This is a genomic window from Flavobacterium sp. K5-23, from assembly GCF_023278045.1.
Taxonomy (GTDB): domain Bacteria; phylum Bacteroidota; class Bacteroidia; order Flavobacteriales; family Flavobacteriaceae; genus Flavobacterium.
Genome location: NZ_CP056783.1, coordinates 1,731,919 through 1,748,411 on the forward strand (window position 1 = coordinate 1,731,919; position 16,493 = coordinate 1,748,411).

The 16,493-nt window shown below is 32.8% G+C and carries 14 protein-coding genes and 1 tRNA gene; 9 read left to right on the forward strand and 6 right to left on the reverse strand.

The features are described 5' to 3' along the window. Positions 1–902: 902 nt before the first annotated feature. From FLAK523_RS07625 to FLAK523_RS07640, 4 genes are read left to right on the forward strand one after another with little or no spacing between them, the layout of a single operon-like run. Positions 903–2,132 (forward strand): exonuclease SbcCD subunit D, encoded by a 1,230-nt coding sequence (locus FLAK523_RS07625; RefSeq protein WP_248908023.1) that lies wholly within the window; start codon positions 903–905, stop codon positions 2,130–2,132. Between the two features lie 13 nt (positions 2,133–2,145). Beyond that, positions 2,146–5,190: an AAA family ATPase gene (locus FLAK523_RS07630; RefSeq protein ID WP_248908024.1), complete on the forward strand. Its 3,045-nt coding sequence runs from the start codon at positions 2,146–2,148 to the stop codon at positions 5,188–5,190. A 16-nt stretch (positions 5,191–5,206) separates the two neighbouring features. After that, positions 5,207–5,872, forward strand: a complete 666-nt coding sequence (locus tag FLAK523_RS07635; RefSeq protein WP_248908025.1) for a hypothetical protein — start codon at positions 5,207–5,209, stop codon at positions 5,870–5,872. Between the two features lie 38 nt (positions 5,873–5,910). Further along, a complete protein-coding gene (locus FLAK523_RS07640) occupies positions 5,911–7,218 on the forward strand; it encodes a DNA cytosine methyltransferase (RefSeq protein WP_248908026.1) in 1,308 nt (435 codons plus the stop codon). A 459-nt stretch (positions 7,219–7,677) separates the two neighbouring features. On the opposite strand, the gene FLAK523_RS07645 is transcribed toward FLAK523_RS07640, so the two are convergent. Then, positions 7,678–7,751 (reverse strand) — tRNA-Met (locus FLAK523_RS07645). Positions 7,752–7,904: 153 nt separating this feature from the next. On the opposite strand from FLAK523_RS07645, the gene FLAK523_RS07650 reads away from it, so the two are divergent. Continuing rightward, the gene (locus tag FLAK523_RS07650) at positions 7,905–8,297 is read left to right on the forward strand and encodes an START-like domain-containing protein (RefSeq protein WP_248908027.1); all 393 of its coding nucleotides are present in this window, start codon (positions 7,905–7,907) and stop codon (positions 8,295–8,297) included. A gap of 55 nt (positions 8,298–8,352) precedes the next feature. Then, positions 8,353–9,192 (forward strand): aminotransferase class IV, encoded by an 840-nt coding sequence (locus FLAK523_RS07655; protein WP_248908028.1) that lies wholly within the window; start codon positions 8,353–8,355, stop codon positions 9,190–9,192. Here the strand turns inward: FLAK523_RS07655 and FLAK523_RS07660 are convergent. The 5 genes from FLAK523_RS07660 to FLAK523_RS07680 all read right to left on the reverse strand — a co-directional run bounded on the left by FLAK523_RS07660 (position 9,189) and on the right by FLAK523_RS07680 (position 13,811). Then, the gene (locus tag FLAK523_RS07660; RefSeq protein ID WP_248908030.1) at positions 9,189–9,749 is read right to left on the reverse strand and encodes a YqgE/AlgH family protein; all 561 of its coding nucleotides are present in this window, start codon (positions 9,747–9,749) and stop codon (positions 9,189–9,191) included. The genes FLAK523_RS07655 and FLAK523_RS07660 overlap by 4 nt on opposite strands. Before the next feature lie 126 nt (positions 9,750–9,875). After that, entirely contained in the window at positions 9,876–10,148 is a 273-nt protein-coding gene (locus tag FLAK523_RS07665; protein WP_073017033.1) for an HU family DNA-binding protein, read from the reverse strand. Positions 10,149–10,326: 178 nt separating this feature from the next. Then, positions 10,327–11,274 carry a methionyl-tRNA formyltransferase gene (gene fmt / locus FLAK523_RS07670; protein WP_248908032.1) on the reverse strand — a complete coding sequence of 316 codons (948 nt, stop codon included), beginning with the start codon at positions 11,272–11,274 and terminating at the stop codon, positions 10,327–10,329. Beyond that, entirely contained in the window at positions 11,274–13,169 is a 1,896-nt protein-coding gene (locus FLAK523_RS07675; protein WP_248908034.1) for an ATP-dependent DNA helicase RecQ, read from the reverse strand. Before FLAK523_RS07675 ends, fmt begins: the two co-directional genes overlap by 1 nt. A 72-nt stretch (positions 13,170–13,241) precedes the next feature. Then, complete coding sequence (locus FLAK523_RS07680) at positions 13,242–13,811, reverse strand: AAA family ATPase (protein WP_248908036.1); 570 nt, start codon at positions 13,809–13,811, stop codon at positions 13,242–13,244. A 119-nt stretch (positions 13,812–13,930) separates the two neighbouring features. Here FLAK523_RS07680 and FLAK523_RS07685 point away from each other — a divergent pair, with 119 nt between their 5' ends. The 3 genes from FLAK523_RS07685 (at position 13,931) to murA (ending at position 16,411) form a co-directional block, all read left to right on the forward strand. After that, the gene (locus FLAK523_RS07685; protein WP_248902286.1) at positions 13,931–14,215 is read left to right on the forward strand and encodes a DUF493 family protein; all 285 of its coding nucleotides are present in this window, start codon (positions 13,931–13,933) and stop codon (positions 14,213–14,215) included. Positions 14,216–14,304: 89 nt separating this feature from the next. Further along, on the forward strand, positions 14,305–15,030 hold the full coding sequence (locus FLAK523_RS07690; protein ID WP_248902287.1) for a DUF4290 domain-containing protein: 726 nt from the start codon (positions 14,305–14,307) through the stop codon (positions 15,028–15,030). Positions 15,031–15,097: 67 nt separating this feature from the next. Then, positions 15,098–16,411: a UDP-N-acetylglucosamine 1-carboxyvinyltransferase gene (gene murA / locus FLAK523_RS07695; RefSeq protein WP_248902288.1), complete on the forward strand. Its 1,314-nt coding sequence runs from the start codon at positions 15,098–15,100 to the stop codon at positions 16,409–16,411. Positions 16,412–16,493: the final 82 nt, after the last annotated feature.

The window sequence follows — 16,493 nt, forward strand, 5'->3', positions numbered from 1 at the left end:
ACTTGTTCTTTTAGAAAAAATATTTTAATAATCTCTATCGTACAGATGTGATTGTACTGATATTTATAGATATCAAAATTAGTTGATTTAAGATATCAGTTCGTTAAAAAGCATATAAAATCGATGAAATGCACAAGTGTTTGTACTAACGTAAGATAAGTGGTATAATGTTGGATTTTTTAATACTAGAAATAATAAGTAACAACCATTATATAATGTCGTCTTTTAAAATTAGACAAAATGACGCAGCAGATTGATTTTAAACTACTGTTTACAATATTGCTCCTTTTGACTTTATGACGTTTAAACTTTCGACTTACTTACATAATAATTTGTCTTGTTTTTTAGAAGTGAACTTCTTGAAAAAGAGGTTTTAAAAAGGGTTATGAAAACAAAAAAAGCTTTCTCAAACTTAATAAATGGAATTACAGAATTGTTCTATTTCCATTATTCGACATAAAGGACATTAAGACTTTTTAGGTGCTAATAATTCCAATTAGCTGGATTTTCAATTGAAAACTAAATAGTAGATTACTATTTAAATGAATTTTAAAAAAAGTTTTCCTTTTTTACGGAAAGACATAAAGTAGGTCTCCTTTTATAGTTTATGTTTACTCCTGTTTTAAAGTTGGACATTAAAATGGTTTCGAAATAGAGTTATTTTGAAATGAAATAGGTTTCGTTACGTTTAATATCATTAAAAGTGGGTATTGTATAGGCAGATTTTAAATCACATATTTGACAGACAATTTATTGAATGAAGTAATTAATAATACTTTATGTAATTGTTGTTTTCGAACAAATACAACTATTGATTAATTGAACAAAAACCAATATTCCAGTTTAAACATTTTATCTTCGAATAAATAGTAGATATTAAAATTTTATAAAATAATACAAGTATGAGTGTTAGGATTTTACACACTGCCGATTGGCATTTGGGAAAGAGATTAGACCATTTTTCACGTTTGGAAGAACAGAAAGAAGTTTTAAATGAAATTTGTCAAATTGCTGATGAGCAAAATGTAGACGTAGTAGTTGTGGCGGGTGATTTATTTGACACTTTCAATCCACCAGTTGAGGCTATTGATTTGTTGTATAAAACATTGAAGAGACTAACTAATAATGGGAAACGACCCGTAATTGCAATTGCTGGAAATCACGACAGTCCTGATCGGATTGATGCCCCAAATCCTTTGGCTAGAGAATGTGGAATTCTATTTGTGGGTAATCCTGATAGTATGATTTCTAAGATGGTAATTGAAAATGGCTTCGAAATAACGAAATCAGAAACTGGTTTTTTCGAAATTAAGTTGCCTCATTTTGATTTTCCAATACGAATTATTGCAACTCCTTATGCAAACGAACTGCGGTTAAAAACATATCTGGGTGCTGAAAACAAAGAAGAGCAATTAAATCAACTTCTAGAAAATTCATGGAAAACATTGGCCGATACCTATTGTGATGATAAAGGAGTTAATGTTTTGACGACTCATTTATATATGTTAAAACGAGGCGGTGAAATATTAGAAGAACCTGATGGTGAAAAACCATTGCGTATAGGAAATGCTGATATCGTTTACACGGATTGTATCCCGAAACAAATACAATACACAGCCTTGGGACATTTGCACCGTTTTCAAAACATTGGGGGACATCCCAGCCCTGTTGTTTATTCAAGTAGTCCGTTATCGTATAGTTTTTCGGAAGCTGGTCAACTAAAAAAAGTAGTGATCCTTGATTTAGACCCAAATGAAGCGGTTCGTTTTACGGATATTCAGTTGCATTCAGGACGTGTTCTTCATAGGAAACGGTTTGATTCTATTGACGATACTGTTGCTTGGTTATTAGAAAACCCGTATTGTTTAGTCGAAATCACCTTATTAAGCGACACTTTTATAGCAAATCAGGATTTAAAAAGAATTCACGAAAGTCACGATGGAATTATACATATCATTCCAGTTATTTCCAATGATAATTTGGATACCAATCAAGGAGTAAAAGTAAATTTAGACCAAGACATTAAAGGGCTTTTTAATGATTTTTTTGTTTCGAAATACAAGCAAGAACCTAATGAAGAACTCATCGATTTATTTCAGGAAATTATTGGCACTCAAGTTGAAAACGAATAAAAAACGATAACATATGTTACCATTAAAATTAAGTGTTACGGGATTATATTCGTATCAAAAGAAACAAACGATTGATTTTACCGAATTGACAAGTGCTGGATTATTCGGAATTTTCGGCGCTGTTGGATCTGGTAAATCTTCTGTTTTAGAAGCTATAGGATTTGTGTTATATGGAGAAACGGAGCGTTTAAACAGTAGGGACAGGCGTTCTTATAATATGTTGAACCTTAAATCAGATAGGGCAAATATCGAATTTGAATTTTTAAATTTTGAAGAACGGAAATTCAAGTTTGTAGCCGATTGGAAAAGAAATAAAAAACGTTTTGAAGAAACCACAACGGTGGAGAGGATGGCATATGAATGGATAGAAGGGGAGTGGATTCCTATGGCTTCTGCTATAGCTACGACAATAATAGGACTGACTTATGATAATTTTCGCCGTACCATTATTATTCCGCAAGGGAAGTTCAAGGAATTTCTGGACTTGAAAGGCAAAGAGCGATCTGAAATGATGAAAGAAATTTTTCATTTAGAGCATTTTGATTTGGGTGGAAAAGTAAGTTCATTGCTTAAAGACACAAAGTCAAAACTAGATATTCTTAAAGGAGCATTGTCCGGTTTTGAAGGAGTTACTACTGAAACAATTGTTAATTTACAAGCTGAGGTAACTTTGGCGGAAGCCGAATTAAATACCTTTTCAGCTGAATTTGTTTTGATTGAATCAGAAGTAAAAAAACTAACTTTATTGCAAACTAATGTTGAAGAATTAGCAAAAAGAAAAGAACAGCTTTCGGGATTCCTATCTGTAAAACCCGCAATGGATTCCATACAAGTAGAAATTGATGTATTTGAAAAGGCCGAGAAAGTGTTTAAAGGCGTTTTAAATAATTTAGAAACTGAAAAAACGAACCTAAAAGCAGTTAAAGAACGATGTGTCCTTCTTGAAACAAACAAGAAAATAGCTAAAGAAACTATCGATAGAAGCGAGTTGGTTTTAAAAGAATTACTGCCTCAATATACTGCTTTAGAAAAAACTAAAAATAAAGTTTCCGAATTGGATTCCATCATTCAAATTCTGGATTTACAGTCGAAAGTAGCCATAATTGAAGATATAATTAAAAGCGAGGATAAATTATTCATAGTAACTGACAATAAAGATAAAGAGTTAAAACAAGCCCTTGCCATCCTTCAATCCGAATTGAATACTTTGAAGCCAAAACGAATGGAATCAAAGGTTTTGTTAGAGGTTGGGAACTGGTATAATATGCAAGTTTCAATACAAACGCAAACAAGGGAGAAAGAGAATAAAATAAAAGCGATACAAGGAGACGTAGCTTCACACAAAGCAACTTTTATTGAAATGAACTTGCCCATTCAATCTTGGAAAAACGAACTGGATTCCAAACTAAATGTTTTAAAACTTGAGAAAGCGGAAGCAAAAGACGTTGAAAAAAAACTTTTGGTATCTAAGGAATTGGCCCGTTTTTCTAACACTATTCATGACGGAGAGAACTGCCCTTTGTGTGGTTCGCTGGAACACCCTAACGTAATGCATGTGGAAGATGTTACGGAGCAGTTAGCTAGTGTAGTAGCAGCGATTTTAATAGCCGAAGAAAAGGAAAGTGAAATTGTTGGTATTGTTTCCAAAGCTGAAAAAGCGGCATTTTCTTTAGGTCATTCAGAGAAAGAGTTGGCAGCAGTACTTGCTGAAAAAGAGTCAATAGATAATGACGTTAAAAGTCATTTATCAAAATTTGTTTGGACTGATTTTGGAAGTAAAGATGATTCCCTTTTTGTCGCCAAAAAAGAGGAGCAAACTAACATAGAAAAAATGATTAGTGATACTGAGCTAAAGGAAAAAGAAATCAGGTTAGCACTGGAAGAAGTAGTTGGGGAATTAAATAGGCAAAGGAATAATAAAGTGGTTAATGCTACTGAAAAAGCAACAAAATCTGGAATCATTTCTAATTTAATATCACAATTAAAAGTTATTACATTTTCTGATTATGAACAAATTGCCATTGCAAGTATTTCTGCTGAAAAAGCAGCTTTGAATCAGGAAAATATTCGAATAGAAAAATTGTATCAATCCACTGCTGATATGATTGGATTGCAAAAACAAGAATTGGCTACTTTAAATGGAAGTTTAGAATCTCTAAATCTACAAGCTGTTGCAAGTGAAAAACTGGTAAGAGATTCCCAAACCAATATTATTGAATTGCTTAAAACGCATCAATTTGATTCCGTTGAAACAGTGCAAGTAATTCTTAATAAAGTATGGGATGTAGAATTAGAAAAAAACAAAACAAGGCAATTTTCGATTGATTTGCAAACTGCTATAAATGGTGTGACTGAATCCCAAAATTTAGTTGGGAATCAAATTTTTGATAAAGAAGAATTCGATAAAAAAACACTAGCATTTCAAGAGAGTAAACTAAAGAGGGAAACTCAATTAGGGAAATGTTCTAGCCTGCAAGGAGATTTACATAGAATGAAAGCTGAGTTTACTGCAAAAGCAGTTTTTTTATCTGAATTTAAAATGTATGAAACCAGAAATGCTAATTTAGGGACTTTAGCAAATATGTTCAGTGGGAATGGTTTTGTGAATTATGTTTCGAGTATTTATTTACAGAATTTATCCGATGCTGCCAATGTTCGTTTTCATCGAATGACTAAAAATCAATTGAGCTTAACCATCAATAGTGCAAACGAATTTGAAGTTGTTGATTATCTTAATAATGGAGCTTCAAGAAGCGCTAAAACACTATCTGGAGGACAAGGATTTCAGGCCTCTTTATGTTTGGCTTTGGCTTTGGCCGAAAGCGTTCAATCATTAAATAAAAATGACAAAAATTTCTTTTTTATTGATGAAGGTTTTGGTACCCAAGATCCCGAAAGTGTCGCTGTAGTATTCGAAACGCTGCAATCACTTAACAAAGAAAACAGAATAGTGGGGATTATTTCCCATGTGGGTGAGCTACAAGAACGAATTCCTCGCAGCATTAATGTGGTAAAAGACGAAGAGCACGGAAGTGTTGTTACAGAGAGTTGGAATTAATTTTTACTGATATTATATGACAGAAAACGAATATGAGCAACTTTCTAATGATTTAAAGGTACTAGCTAAGATAGTGCCTTTAAATTGGGGGTTTGTTCAAAATAATGGAACCGATAATAAAATTAATATGTTCCAGATTAATTCGTTTTCCGACTTGGAAATCCAAATTTCCAGTTTTAAAGAAGAGGATAAAAATTATTTTCGAAGAAGATGGTTTTTATGGAAATGCGCTCAATGTGATGAGTATATTTTTAATTTGAATCATAACGTGGTTCAAAACCCAAATTCTAGGGACCAAGCTTATGATATTGAATTTAATGGTAATTCACAATTACGATTTGATGTGAAAGGAACTGTAATTCCTCTAAAGTTCAGAAACGACATTAATGAAATAGTGCAAGATCCGACAAGAATGATTAACTTTTTCTATGAAGAGCAAAGTCGTGGAGTTAGAAACAATATTCAAAACAGATTATTTATAATTCATCATTCATACCGGGCACAGGAAAGAGAAATGTATCTAAGGTGCCATTGGGAATTTAAACTGGATTTATATAGAGAATATTCTTCAAGAATAGCATCCGCTTCTAGTTTTATAAATTATAGAAACACTAAATCTGATGTGATTTTTATTTTCGAAAACTTAGATAAAACTATTACTTATAATTTTTTTGCTGTTTAAAAATTTTGGTATAAATTCGCCATGTAAACTAGACAAATATGGACACTGTAGAAAAAAAGCATGCATTTTATTCAATTTCAGATATTTCTGAAAAATTAAGTGTTTCACAAAAAACAATAAGAAGGCACATCGCTAGCGGAAAATTAGAATCTACAAAAATAGGAACCACTTATCGCATCGCGGTAGATGCATTAGAAAGTTTCATCAATAGTAATTCGCTGGAAGAAGGGAATTCTAATAAATACGATATTTTTGGGAAAGAGATAATTGAAGAGGAAAACACCAAAATAGAAAAGAGAAAAAGTGTTAATTATAAAAACAATCCCAACGATGACGTTAATTGGGTCGATATTATCCAAGATTGGGAAAGCCCTAAAAAATCAGAATTAACATTTGTCGATTTATTTTCAGGAGCAGGAGGGATAACAAAAGGGTTCGAATTAGCGGGCTTAAATGGTGTTTGTGGATTAGACTGGTTTGAAGCTGCAGGAAAGACATATAGAAGAAATTTTGACCACCCTTTTGTGGAAGGAGATATAAAATTAGAAAGCAAGAAGAAAGAATTCTATGACACAGTAAAAAAACAATTAAACGGAAGAAAACTGAATGTAGTGGCAGGCGGTTTTCCTTGTCAAGGGTTTAGCATGGCTGGAAATAGAATAGTTGAAGATCCCAGAAATTCTTTGTACAAAGATTTGTTGGAGATTGTCATAAAATTAAATCCGGAATTTGTTGTTTGTGAAAATGTAGTTGGATTGAGATCGATGCTTAAAGGCAGGGTTGAAGAAATGATTATTAATGATTTTAAAGAAGCGGGTTACGAAATGAATGTAACCGTTTTAAGAGCGGCAGATTATAGTGTCCCGCAAAAAAGAGACAGGGTGATATTTATTGGAAATAGAATAAATAAAAAAAATTACCATCCAAAGCCCTTTTTGTCTCCAAGTGAATATGTAACTACTGGGGAAGCCATAAAAGATTTAATGGAATTAAATGATGATATAGAATTTAATCATGTTCAAACAAAACACAGGCCTGATATGGCTCAAAGAATGTTAGAACTTGAAGAAGGTAAAAGTCTTTATAAAGGCTATTCTGATGCATGGAAAAAATGTGCCTGGGATGAAGCTTCTTGTACCATAAAAGAAAATCATGGTGGGGTTAATGTTCATCCTAAATTACCTAGAGTTCTTACGGCAAGGGAAATGGCAAGAATACAATCATTTCCTGATGATTTCATTTTTGAAGGTCCAAAAAGCAAACAATTAGTTCAATTAGGTAATGCTGTGCCTCCATTATTATCTAAAGCAATTGGGTTGGCGCTAAGAAAATCTTATAATTTATAAAAAAATGGCTGTCCTGATGAATTAACCAAAAAGGTCAGCCTCTTTTTTAATTAATAAATTTTGATTTATGATTAGTTTCTTGAATATTATAAATTACCGTATAAAGTTATCCTCATTGTCTTTTGTGTTTACCTTCATACCCATAAAAGAGGCATGGATATCGGTTTAGCATAACTATTTATTTCTCGAAGAATTTCAAGATGTTAGTCGTATACTTTGATTTTTTGTAAATTTTTTTTTCTGGTTTTTGAACAGGCTTTTTTGCAGCTTGATTAAAAAACACTTCTTTTTTATCCGGTTTTTTATCCGGTTGTATGATTAGGTAATGGATATTTAAATTGGAGTAAGGGTTTTTCGTTACTCCTTAGGATCGCTAGTTAGTCACTCCTTGAAGTTCAGGACGGAACATAACTTCAATAAAAAACCCTTAAACAATTGATGTTTAAGGGTTTGTTTTTGTAGCGAGAACGAGATTTGAACTCGTGACCTCAGGGTTATGAATCCTGCGCTCTAACCGACTGAGCTACCTCGCCAAATTAAGGTGTATTGTGTACTCCTTGATTGCGGGTGCAAAGATATGAATTAATTTAAATCGCACAAGTAAAAATGTAAGAAAAAAAAATATTTTTATTAATGCTGTTTTTTGGATATATATTATTATATTTCAGAAAAATTAAATGTAGCATATGGATCAAAAAGTACGTTATGAAATAGAGTTTCCTATAAATTCATCTCCGCAGTTATTATATCAATATATTTCAACTCCATCAGGCTTGTCTGAATGGTTTGCTGATAATGTGAATTCTCGTGGTGAATTTTATACATTCATGTGGGATAATTCAGTTGAAAAAGCTAGGCTTGCTTCGAAGAAATCTGGTGAGAAAGTTAAATTCAAATGGGTAGATGATAAAGGGATTGATACGGAGTACTTTTTTGAATTACATATCTTGGTGGATGAGTTAACCAAAGATGTTTCCTTAATGGTTGTGGATTTTGCTGAAAAAGACGAGTTGGATGAAGCGGCACTACTTTGGGAAAATCAAATATCCGACCTTAAACATCTAATTGGTTCTGTATAGTAATATTCTATTTTAAAACTTATATTTGCCCTAAACTAAATTTAGGGCTTTTTTTATGATTAATTTTAATGGAAATCTAGTGTCTCAGGACACTAATATATTGACAAATAACCGTGCTTTTTTATATGGTGACGCTGTTTTTGAAACAGTTAAAATATTGAATTCTAAAATTCTTTTTTTGGAGGATCATTATTTTAGATTAATGGCGTCTATGAGAGTGGTTAGAATGGAGATTCCCATGAATTTCACTATGGAATACATGGAAGAACAAATTCTTTCTTTAGTTAATAATAAGTCTTTGAGTACATCTTCACGTGCTAGAATTACTGTTTTTAGAAACGATGGAGGTTATTATTTACCAACAGACAATACAGTTACTTTTTTAATTGATGCAATAGCGCTTGAAAACTCTTTGTATTCAATAGAAAAAGAGATTTATGAAGTAGATTTATACAAAGATTTCTATGTGACTAAACAATTGTTGTCCTCTATAAAAACTACAAATAAAATTTTAAACGTTACCGCAAGTATTTATGCGCACGAAAACGGTTTGGACAATTGTTTGTTGCTAAATGACAGTAAAAACGTTGTTGAAGCTTTGCAAGGGAATGTTTTTATGCTAAAAGGAAATAAACTTGTTACGCCTCCTGTTTCTGAGGGTTGTTTAAATGGTGTAATGAGAAAGCAAATACTAGAACTGGCAAAAAAAATGGATAGCTTAGAAGTTGTTGAAGAGGTCATTTCTCCTTTTGATCTTCAAAAAGCTGACGAAATGTTTATTACCAATGTGATAAAAGGGATCCAGCCTATCAGTAAGTATCGAAAAAAAGATTTTAACAACAAGGTAGGGTTAGAGTTGTTAGCGAAGCTTAACGAGGCTATAAATACGTTTTAATTTAAATAGGGGTTTTCTGGAGCGTTAGACCAAATAAGGTATTCTCCTCCTAGCTCTATAATTTGTTCTTTCCAAAAATGAGTGGGTGATTTGCCTATTATTTTGTTTTTATAACTGTTTGGGGCTATGATCCAGGAATTAGAATTCATTTCTAGTTCCAGTTGATTGGAGTCCCATCCAGTATATCCTAAAAAGAAGCGGATATTATCTTTCTCTATCTGACCATTGTTTATAAGCTCTTTTGTTGATTCAAAATCACCTCCCCAGTAGATTCCGTTAGATATTTCAATACTATTAGGTATTAAATCTGGGACGTTGTGTATGAAATAGAGGTTGTCTTGTTCAACTGGACCTCCGTTGTAGATTTTAAATTTAGCGTTGATTTCAGGAATTAAGTCATTGATCGAATATTTCAATGGCTTGTTGATGATAAAACCCACGGATCCTTCATCGTTATGGTCGGCCAATAAAATTACAGATCTGTTAAATGATAGATCTCCAATTATAGATGGCTCAGCAATAAGTAGTTGTCCCTTATTTAGTTTTTCTGAAATCATTATGCTGTTTTATTTTAATTAAATTTAGTGAAAAAAAGTGATTATAGCCAAATAAAATCGTTCAAATGCATAAAAAAACCCTCCATCAGGAAGGTTTTATTTATATGATGTTCTTTAAACTATGAATTAGTTTACTGCACCTTCTAATTCTGCACCAGCTTTGAATTTTACAACATTTTTAGCTGCGATTTGAATAGTTTTTCCTGTTTGAGGGTTTCTTCCGTCTCTAGCTGCTCTAGCAGATACTGACCAAGATCCAAAACCTACTAGTGATACTCTTCCGCCTTTTTTCAAAGTTCCACCTACGTTACCTAAAAAAGATTCTAAAGCTAATTTTGCAGCTGCTTTTGTAATTCCTGCATCAGCAGCAATAGCGTCGATTAATTCTGATTTGTTCATAATAATAGTTATTAATTGTTGGTTAAAAAATAATTGTTAATACACAAATTTAGCAGGAAATCCCTTCCTTGCAAGCGTTTTGGTTGATTTTAACAGCTTTTGTTGATAACTTATATTTTTTGTTCATAAAACAAGGAATATTTCTTGTTATTTATCAAAAAACCTTGTTTTTATTGAGTTAATAGGCTCTAGCTTGCTCTGAAAAAGTGATTCCATTTAGTAATTCTGGCGTGCTCATCTTCTTTTTTCCGGGAAATTGTAAGCTTAAAACCTGAATAAATCCGTTTTCAACAGCGATTTTCATCTCTTTTTTAGCGCACAAAATACTTCCGGTAGAATGTTCATGATCTTCATGTATGATTTTCGCTTCGTGAATCTTTACATTCCATTCTGTATTCGCGTCACTAAAATAACACCAAGCTGAAGGGTAGGGGCTTAGACCCCTAATTAAGTTATTGATTTCTAAAGCCGATTTTGTCCAATCAATTTTGCAATTGTCTTTATTTAGTTTGTAAGCAGTTTTTATATCTACGGGTTCATTTTGAATTATAGTAGACACATTTCCTTTTTCAATAATGTCTAAAGTCTTTACAACTGTATCGCTACCTAAATGCATTAATCGATCATGTAAATGTCCTGCATTCTCATTGTCATCAATCTCGGTTTCTGAACTTAAAATCATAGCGCCAGTGTCAATTTTATCATCGATAAAAAAAGTAGTAACCCCGGTTTTAGTTTCGCCATTTATAATAGCCCAGTTTATTGGTGCAGCACCACGATAATTTGGTAGGAGTGATGCGTGTAGATTAAATGTTCCTAGTTTTGGCATTTCCCAAACCACTTTTGGTAACATTCTAAAGGCAACAACTATTTGCAAATTGGCATTTAGCGCTTTCAATTCTTCTAGAAAAGATTCTTCTTTCAGGTTTACAGGTTGTAATAGTCTCAGGTTGTTTGCTAAAGCATATTCTTTTACAGCCGAATATTTTATTTTTTGTCCACGACCGGCGGGTTTGTCTGCTGCTGTAATAACACCAACTACTTCATAGTCGTTTTTGATTATGGTTTCCAGAATCCCGACTGCAAATTCAGGTGTTCCCATAAATACAATTCGTAATTTTTCCATTATAGTATTAAGGTATATTTATTGTTTGATTTCACTTTGATGCATCCGCTCTCCAGTAATTCTTGAATTACAAAGATAATAGCGTCGGCATTACTATTTGTTTTATTTTGAATTTCTCTCGAATTTAATTCCTCCGTTTTTAATAGAGTGATAATATCTTTTGAGAGTTTACTGATATCTGTTTTCTTGTCTTTTTTAGTGATGCAATGAGAACATATGCCGCAATCATCTGAAGTTTTCTCCCCAAAGTAGCTCAAAATCAATTTGCTTTTGCAAGTAGTATTTTCGTTGACATAATTTAACACCGACTTGAATTGCTCTTTTTTTAGATTGTTTTGGTTTTCTAAATATTTCGATACTCTGTTAATTGTCCTTTCATCTTCACGGATTTCGTTAAAAATCAAACTGGCATCATTGTTTTTCGAATGGTAATCAACTATGTCTTTTTCTTTTAATTTATGTAAAACAGCATGAATTTCCATTTCTGAATGATTCGACTTTTTAGCAATCAATTGTATGTTGAATGGAGTTTGCATTTCATAGATTCCAGGATATGTTCTCAGGATAGCCAATATGATTTCTTCATCCCGGTGATTTAAGCTGATGTATCTAATTACTTCTTTGGATGGGATGATGAACTGTAATGTTATTTTTTCCGAAAATTCCTGGGATAAAGTAATGACTCCTTGTCTGTCTAGAAATTGTATGGCATTATACGTTTTAAGGACTGGAAATCCATATTTTATGCAAAAGTGATTTAAATTAAAACTGAACTTCTCGTTGATTCCTTCTCCGTATGCTATTTGGAAAAAATTACAAAGTTTAATGTACATACTATTCAGGAACTTTTTATCAGGAAGTATTTTTAAAAATTGATTTTCTGCCTGAGCAATATCAGATGGATTGCTTAATAATACGGCATAGGCTTTTTCTCCATTTCGACCTGAACGACCCGCTTCTTGATAGTAGTTTTCTAAATTTTCCGGTAATTGGATGTGAATGACTGTCTTTACATTTGATTTATCAATGCCCATTCCAAAAGCATTTGTGGCTACAATTACTTGTGCTTTTTCTTCCATCCACAACTCCATATTTTTGTCTTTATCTTTAGAGGTAAGTCCGCCGTGATAATACGTTGCTTTAAATCCTAAAGATTGTAGTTGAGATGAAATATCAAGGCAGGATTTCCTGTTTCGGACATAGATAATCGAAGGTTGCGGATTTTTTTTTAAAATTTGTTCAATTCTAAAAAGTTTGTCTTCTACTTCAAAAGTCATATATGCAATATTATCTCTTGCAAAAGATTTTTGGAATAGTTGAGGGTTTTGTAATCCTAATTCATTTATGATGTCTTCTTTCGCTTTTGGTGTAGCAGTTGCGGTCAAAGCCAAAAAAGGTATTTTGGGGAAATGTTTTTTTAATTCTGAAATTTTTAAATATGCAGGACGAAAATCATGGCCCCATTGGGAAACACAATGCGCTTCATCAATTGTTATAAGGTTTATAGGCAAGTTTTTTAACCTGTCTAATATCCAGTCAGATTGTAAGCGTTCAGGGGATAAGTACAGGAATTTATAATTTCCGAACTGGCAATTGTCTAAAAGATCAATCATCTCATCGGATTTTATTCCTCCCGTTAAAGCGATAGCCTTGATGTTTCGCTTTTCTAAATTGGCAACCTGGTCTTTCATTAAAGCGACAAGCGGAGAAATCACAAGGCAGATACCTTCATTTATCATCGCGGGAATCTGAAAACAAATTGATTTACCACCACCTGTTGGCAATAACGCAAATGTGTCTTGTCCGCTTAAAACGGAATCGATGATTTCATTTTGCAGTGACCTAAAAGCATCGTGTTTCCAGTATTTTTGAAGAATTTGTAACGCTTCAGACATTAATCTTGAATTTAGAATTACAATTTTCGAATAATATATTTACTATTCGCAATTCAATACTCAAATTACGAATTAATTTGAAATGGTGTCTAATATAAAAAGAATTCTGTTATCAACCGTATCTTTAGGCACTTCAATAAGATTATAGCCGTAACCTTGATAGGTTTCAATAAGATGATCTTGAATCAATTTAGCTTGTTCGTAATTTTCATAACGCGCATCGTCGCTTATGTAAATCTCTTCCCAAGGTGGTAAAATGAATATCTTGGAATATTTGTGTTCTTTGCAAATAGCATCAAACGAAGCAGGGTAACTGTCTCCTATGTAGTGCATATAAGCCAAGACATCTGGAATTCCCCGATCAATAAAAACGACATTATGGGGCTCGTTTTGTGCGTCTTCAAACTGTTTTTTTCTGCCTTCTAGGAGTAGTTCACTAAAGAGCAGGGGTTTCTCAAGGAATAATTGTTCAATTCCTTGTTTTTTTGCTTCTAATGTTACTTCTCTAGAGATTTCAGGATAACAACAAAAACCTTTTGCTATTAATCCGTCAATTAGAGTACTTTTTCCAGTTCCTGGACCGCCAATAATTACTATGATTTCTTTCTGCACTTTTTGGAAATAAGGCGCAAACTTACTCAAACTTATCGGGATTTAAAAAATGATAGGCGTTAAAATTACTGTTTTTGTCAAAAAATCCCAATTCAAAAATAAATATTCACATTTGAAACCGTATATTTGCTATTATTTTTAAATATAGAATGGATAAGAATACCGAAGAATTTTATGATCGATTAAAAACGGAATTGGATTTAAGTAATACTTGGCCTGCCTTGTATTTGTTTAAATTTATTGTACCAACAGAAAATGACAATGTCGAACGTGTTGAACAAGCATTTAACTGTATGGGTGCCGTTATAAAAACTACAAAATCTAGAACTGGAAAATTTACAAGTGTGTCTATTGATGTTCAAATGAAAAATTCTCAGGAAATAGTTGAAAAATACCAGGAAGTCTCTGTTATTAAAGGGATTATTTCTCTGTAACATTTGAAGTGTTATTTTGAGGCAGCTTAAATTTGTATGCTGAATACTCTTAGAATTCGCATATTATATATATTCAAAAAAATTCAAATATGAATTCAAAATACCAAAAGGAAATCGCAAACGATGTTGTACATCATTTGGAATATAATGCCGAGAGATCGCATCTAATTATTCCTGAATACGGTCGTCATTTGCAAAAACTAATAGATCAAGCTACTGCTATTGAAGATGCTGAAGAGCGAAACAAAGCGGCAAAATATATTATTCAGGTAATGGGAAGTTTAAACCCCCATTTACGTGATGTACTTGATTTCCAACATAAATTATGGGATCAGCTTTTTATTATGTCTGATTTTAAATTAGATGTTGAGTCTCCATATCCAATTCCATCTCGTGAAGTTTTACAACTGAGACCAGATGTTTTAAAATACCCGCAAAATTTCCCTAAATACAGATATTATGGGAACAATATCAAGTACATGATTGATGTTGCCAATAAATGGGATGATGGGGATATGAAAAATGCTTTAGTGAAAGTGATTGCTAATCACATGAAAAAATCATATTTGAGCTGGAATAAAGACACGGTGAAAGACGATGTTATTTTTGAACATTTATATGAATTATCAGATGGTAAATTAGATATGCTTCAAAGTACTGAAGAACTTATAAACACGACTGATTTATTGCGTACTAACAAACGTATATCTAATAAAATCATTCCAGTAGGTGCACCAAAAATTCAAAGCAATAAGAATTCTAAATCAGGGAAACCAAATCCTTTGCACAAAAAAACAAACAAAAAATCTTTATAAAGCGGGTTAACTTTTGAGTCATCAAAAAATAATTTGTAATCGTAATATATAAATACTAAATCAAAAAATGGGAATATTCAAAATCGAAGGAGGCATTCGCCTAAAAGGAGAAATCACTCCACAGGGAGCAAAAAATGAAGCATTACAAATATTGTGTGCTGTGCTTTTAACACCTGAAAAAGTGACAATCAACAATATTCCTGACATTATTGATATCAACAAACTGATTAAGCTTTTAGAAAATTTAGGGGTTAAAATCCAAAAAACAGGTTCTGGTTCTTATACTTTTCAAGCTGATGACGTTAATGTAGGGTATCTAGAAACGGAAGCCTTTAAAAAAGAAGGAGGATCACTTCGTGGTTCTATTATGATCGTTGGGCCGCTTTTGGCTCGCTTCGGAAAAGGATATATTCCTAAACCGGGAGGAGATAAAATAGGTAGAAGAAGATTAGATACTCATTTTGAAGGATTCATTAATCTAGGAGCTAAATTCCGTTACAATAGAGAAGATCACTTTTACGGAGTTGAGGCTACTGAAGGGTTAACAGGTGCTGATATGCTACTTGACGAAGCTTCAGTTACTGGAACTGCTAATATTGTTATGGCGGCAGTTTTGGCAAAAGGTAGAACAACAATTTACAATGCCGCTTGCGAACCGTATTTGCAACAACTTTGTAAGATGTTGAACTCTATGGGAGCTAATATCACAGGAGTTGGTTCGAATTTATTGACTATCGAAGGAGTGGAAAGCCTAGGTGGATGCGAGCACAGAATTCTTCCTGACATGATTGAAATTGGATCTTGGATTGGATTAGCAGCCATGACTAAAAGTGAAATCACAATTAAAAACGTGAGTTGGGATAATCTTGGAGTAATTCCAAATAATTTCAGAAAACTAGGAATTACATTAGAACGTAGAGGAGATGATATTTACATTCCTTCACATGAAAATGGATACGAGATTAAAACTGATATTGACGGTTCTATTCTTACTGTTGCCGATGCACCATGGCCAGGATTTACTCCTGATTTATTGAGTATCGTATTGGTTGTGGCAACACAAGCAAAAGGGGATGTGTTGATACATCAAAAAATGTTTGAAAGTCGTTTGTTCTTTGTGGATAAACTTATCGATATGGGCGCGAAAATTATGTTGTGCGATCCACATAGAGCGGTTGTTATGGGGCATAATTTTGAGTCTCAATTGAAAGCAACGACAATGTCTTCACCTGATATTCGTGCAGGTATATCTTTATTGATTGCTGCGCTTTCAGCAAAAGGAACCAGTACAATTCAAAACATTGAACAAATCGATCGTGGATACGAAAGAATTGATGAAAGGTTGAGAGCCATTGGAGCTAATATTGTTCGTATCGAATAAATAATATATTTCATTTTTTTTAAATCGCTTAAATACTTCTTTTAATAACAATCAAAAAGAAATATTTAGGCGATTTTAATTT

Excerpts from the sequence above, each read along its gene's own strand:
- murA (WP_248902288.1), top strand. The coding sequence starts at position 15,098 with ATGGGAATATTCAAAATCGAAGGAGGCATTCGCCTAAAAGGAGAAATC.
- FLAK523_RS07655 (WP_248908028.1), top strand. The coding sequence starts at position 8,353 with ATGATTAATTTTAATGGAAATCTAGTGTCTCAGGACACTAATATATTG.
- FLAK523_RS07630 (WP_248908024.1), top strand. The coding sequence starts at position 2,146 with ATGTTACCATTAAAATTAAGTGTTACGGGATTATATTCGTATCAAAAG.
- FLAK523_RS07685 (WP_248902286.1), top strand. The coding sequence starts at position 13,931 with ATGGATAAGAATACCGAAGAATTTTATGATCGATTAAAAACGGAATTG.
- FLAK523_RS07665 (WP_073017033.1), bottom strand. The coding sequence starts at position 10,148 with ATGAACAAATCAGAATTAATCGACGCTATTGCTGCTGATGCAGGAATT.
- FLAK523_RS07660 (WP_248908030.1), bottom strand. The coding sequence starts at position 9,749 with ATGATTTCAGAAAAACTAAATAAGGGACAACTACTTATTGCTGAGCCA.
- FLAK523_RS07640 (WP_248908026.1), top strand. The coding sequence starts at position 5,911 with ATGGACACTGTAGAAAAAAAGCATGCATTTTATTCAATTTCAGATATT.
- FLAK523_RS07625 (WP_248908023.1), top strand. The coding sequence starts at position 903 with ATGAGTGTTAGGATTTTACACACTGCCGATTGGCATTTGGGAAAGAGA.
- FLAK523_RS07650 (WP_248908027.1), top strand. The coding sequence starts at position 7,905 with ATGGATCAAAAAGTACGTTATGAAATAGAGTTTCCTATAAATTCATCT.
- FLAK523_RS07690 (WP_248902287.1), top strand. The coding sequence starts at position 14,305 with ATGAATTCAAAATACCAAAAGGAAATCGCAAACGATGTTGTACATCAT.
- fmt (WP_248908032.1), bottom strand. The coding sequence starts at position 11,274 with ATGGAAAAATTACGAATTGTATTTATGGGAACACCTGAATTTGCAGTC.
- FLAK523_RS07635 (WP_248908025.1), top strand. The coding sequence starts at position 5,207 with ATGACAGAAAACGAATATGAGCAACTTTCTAATGATTTAAAGGTACTA.
- FLAK523_RS07675 (WP_248908034.1), bottom strand. The coding sequence starts at position 13,169 with ATGTCTGAAGCGTTACAAATTCTTCAAAAATACTGGAAACACGATGCT.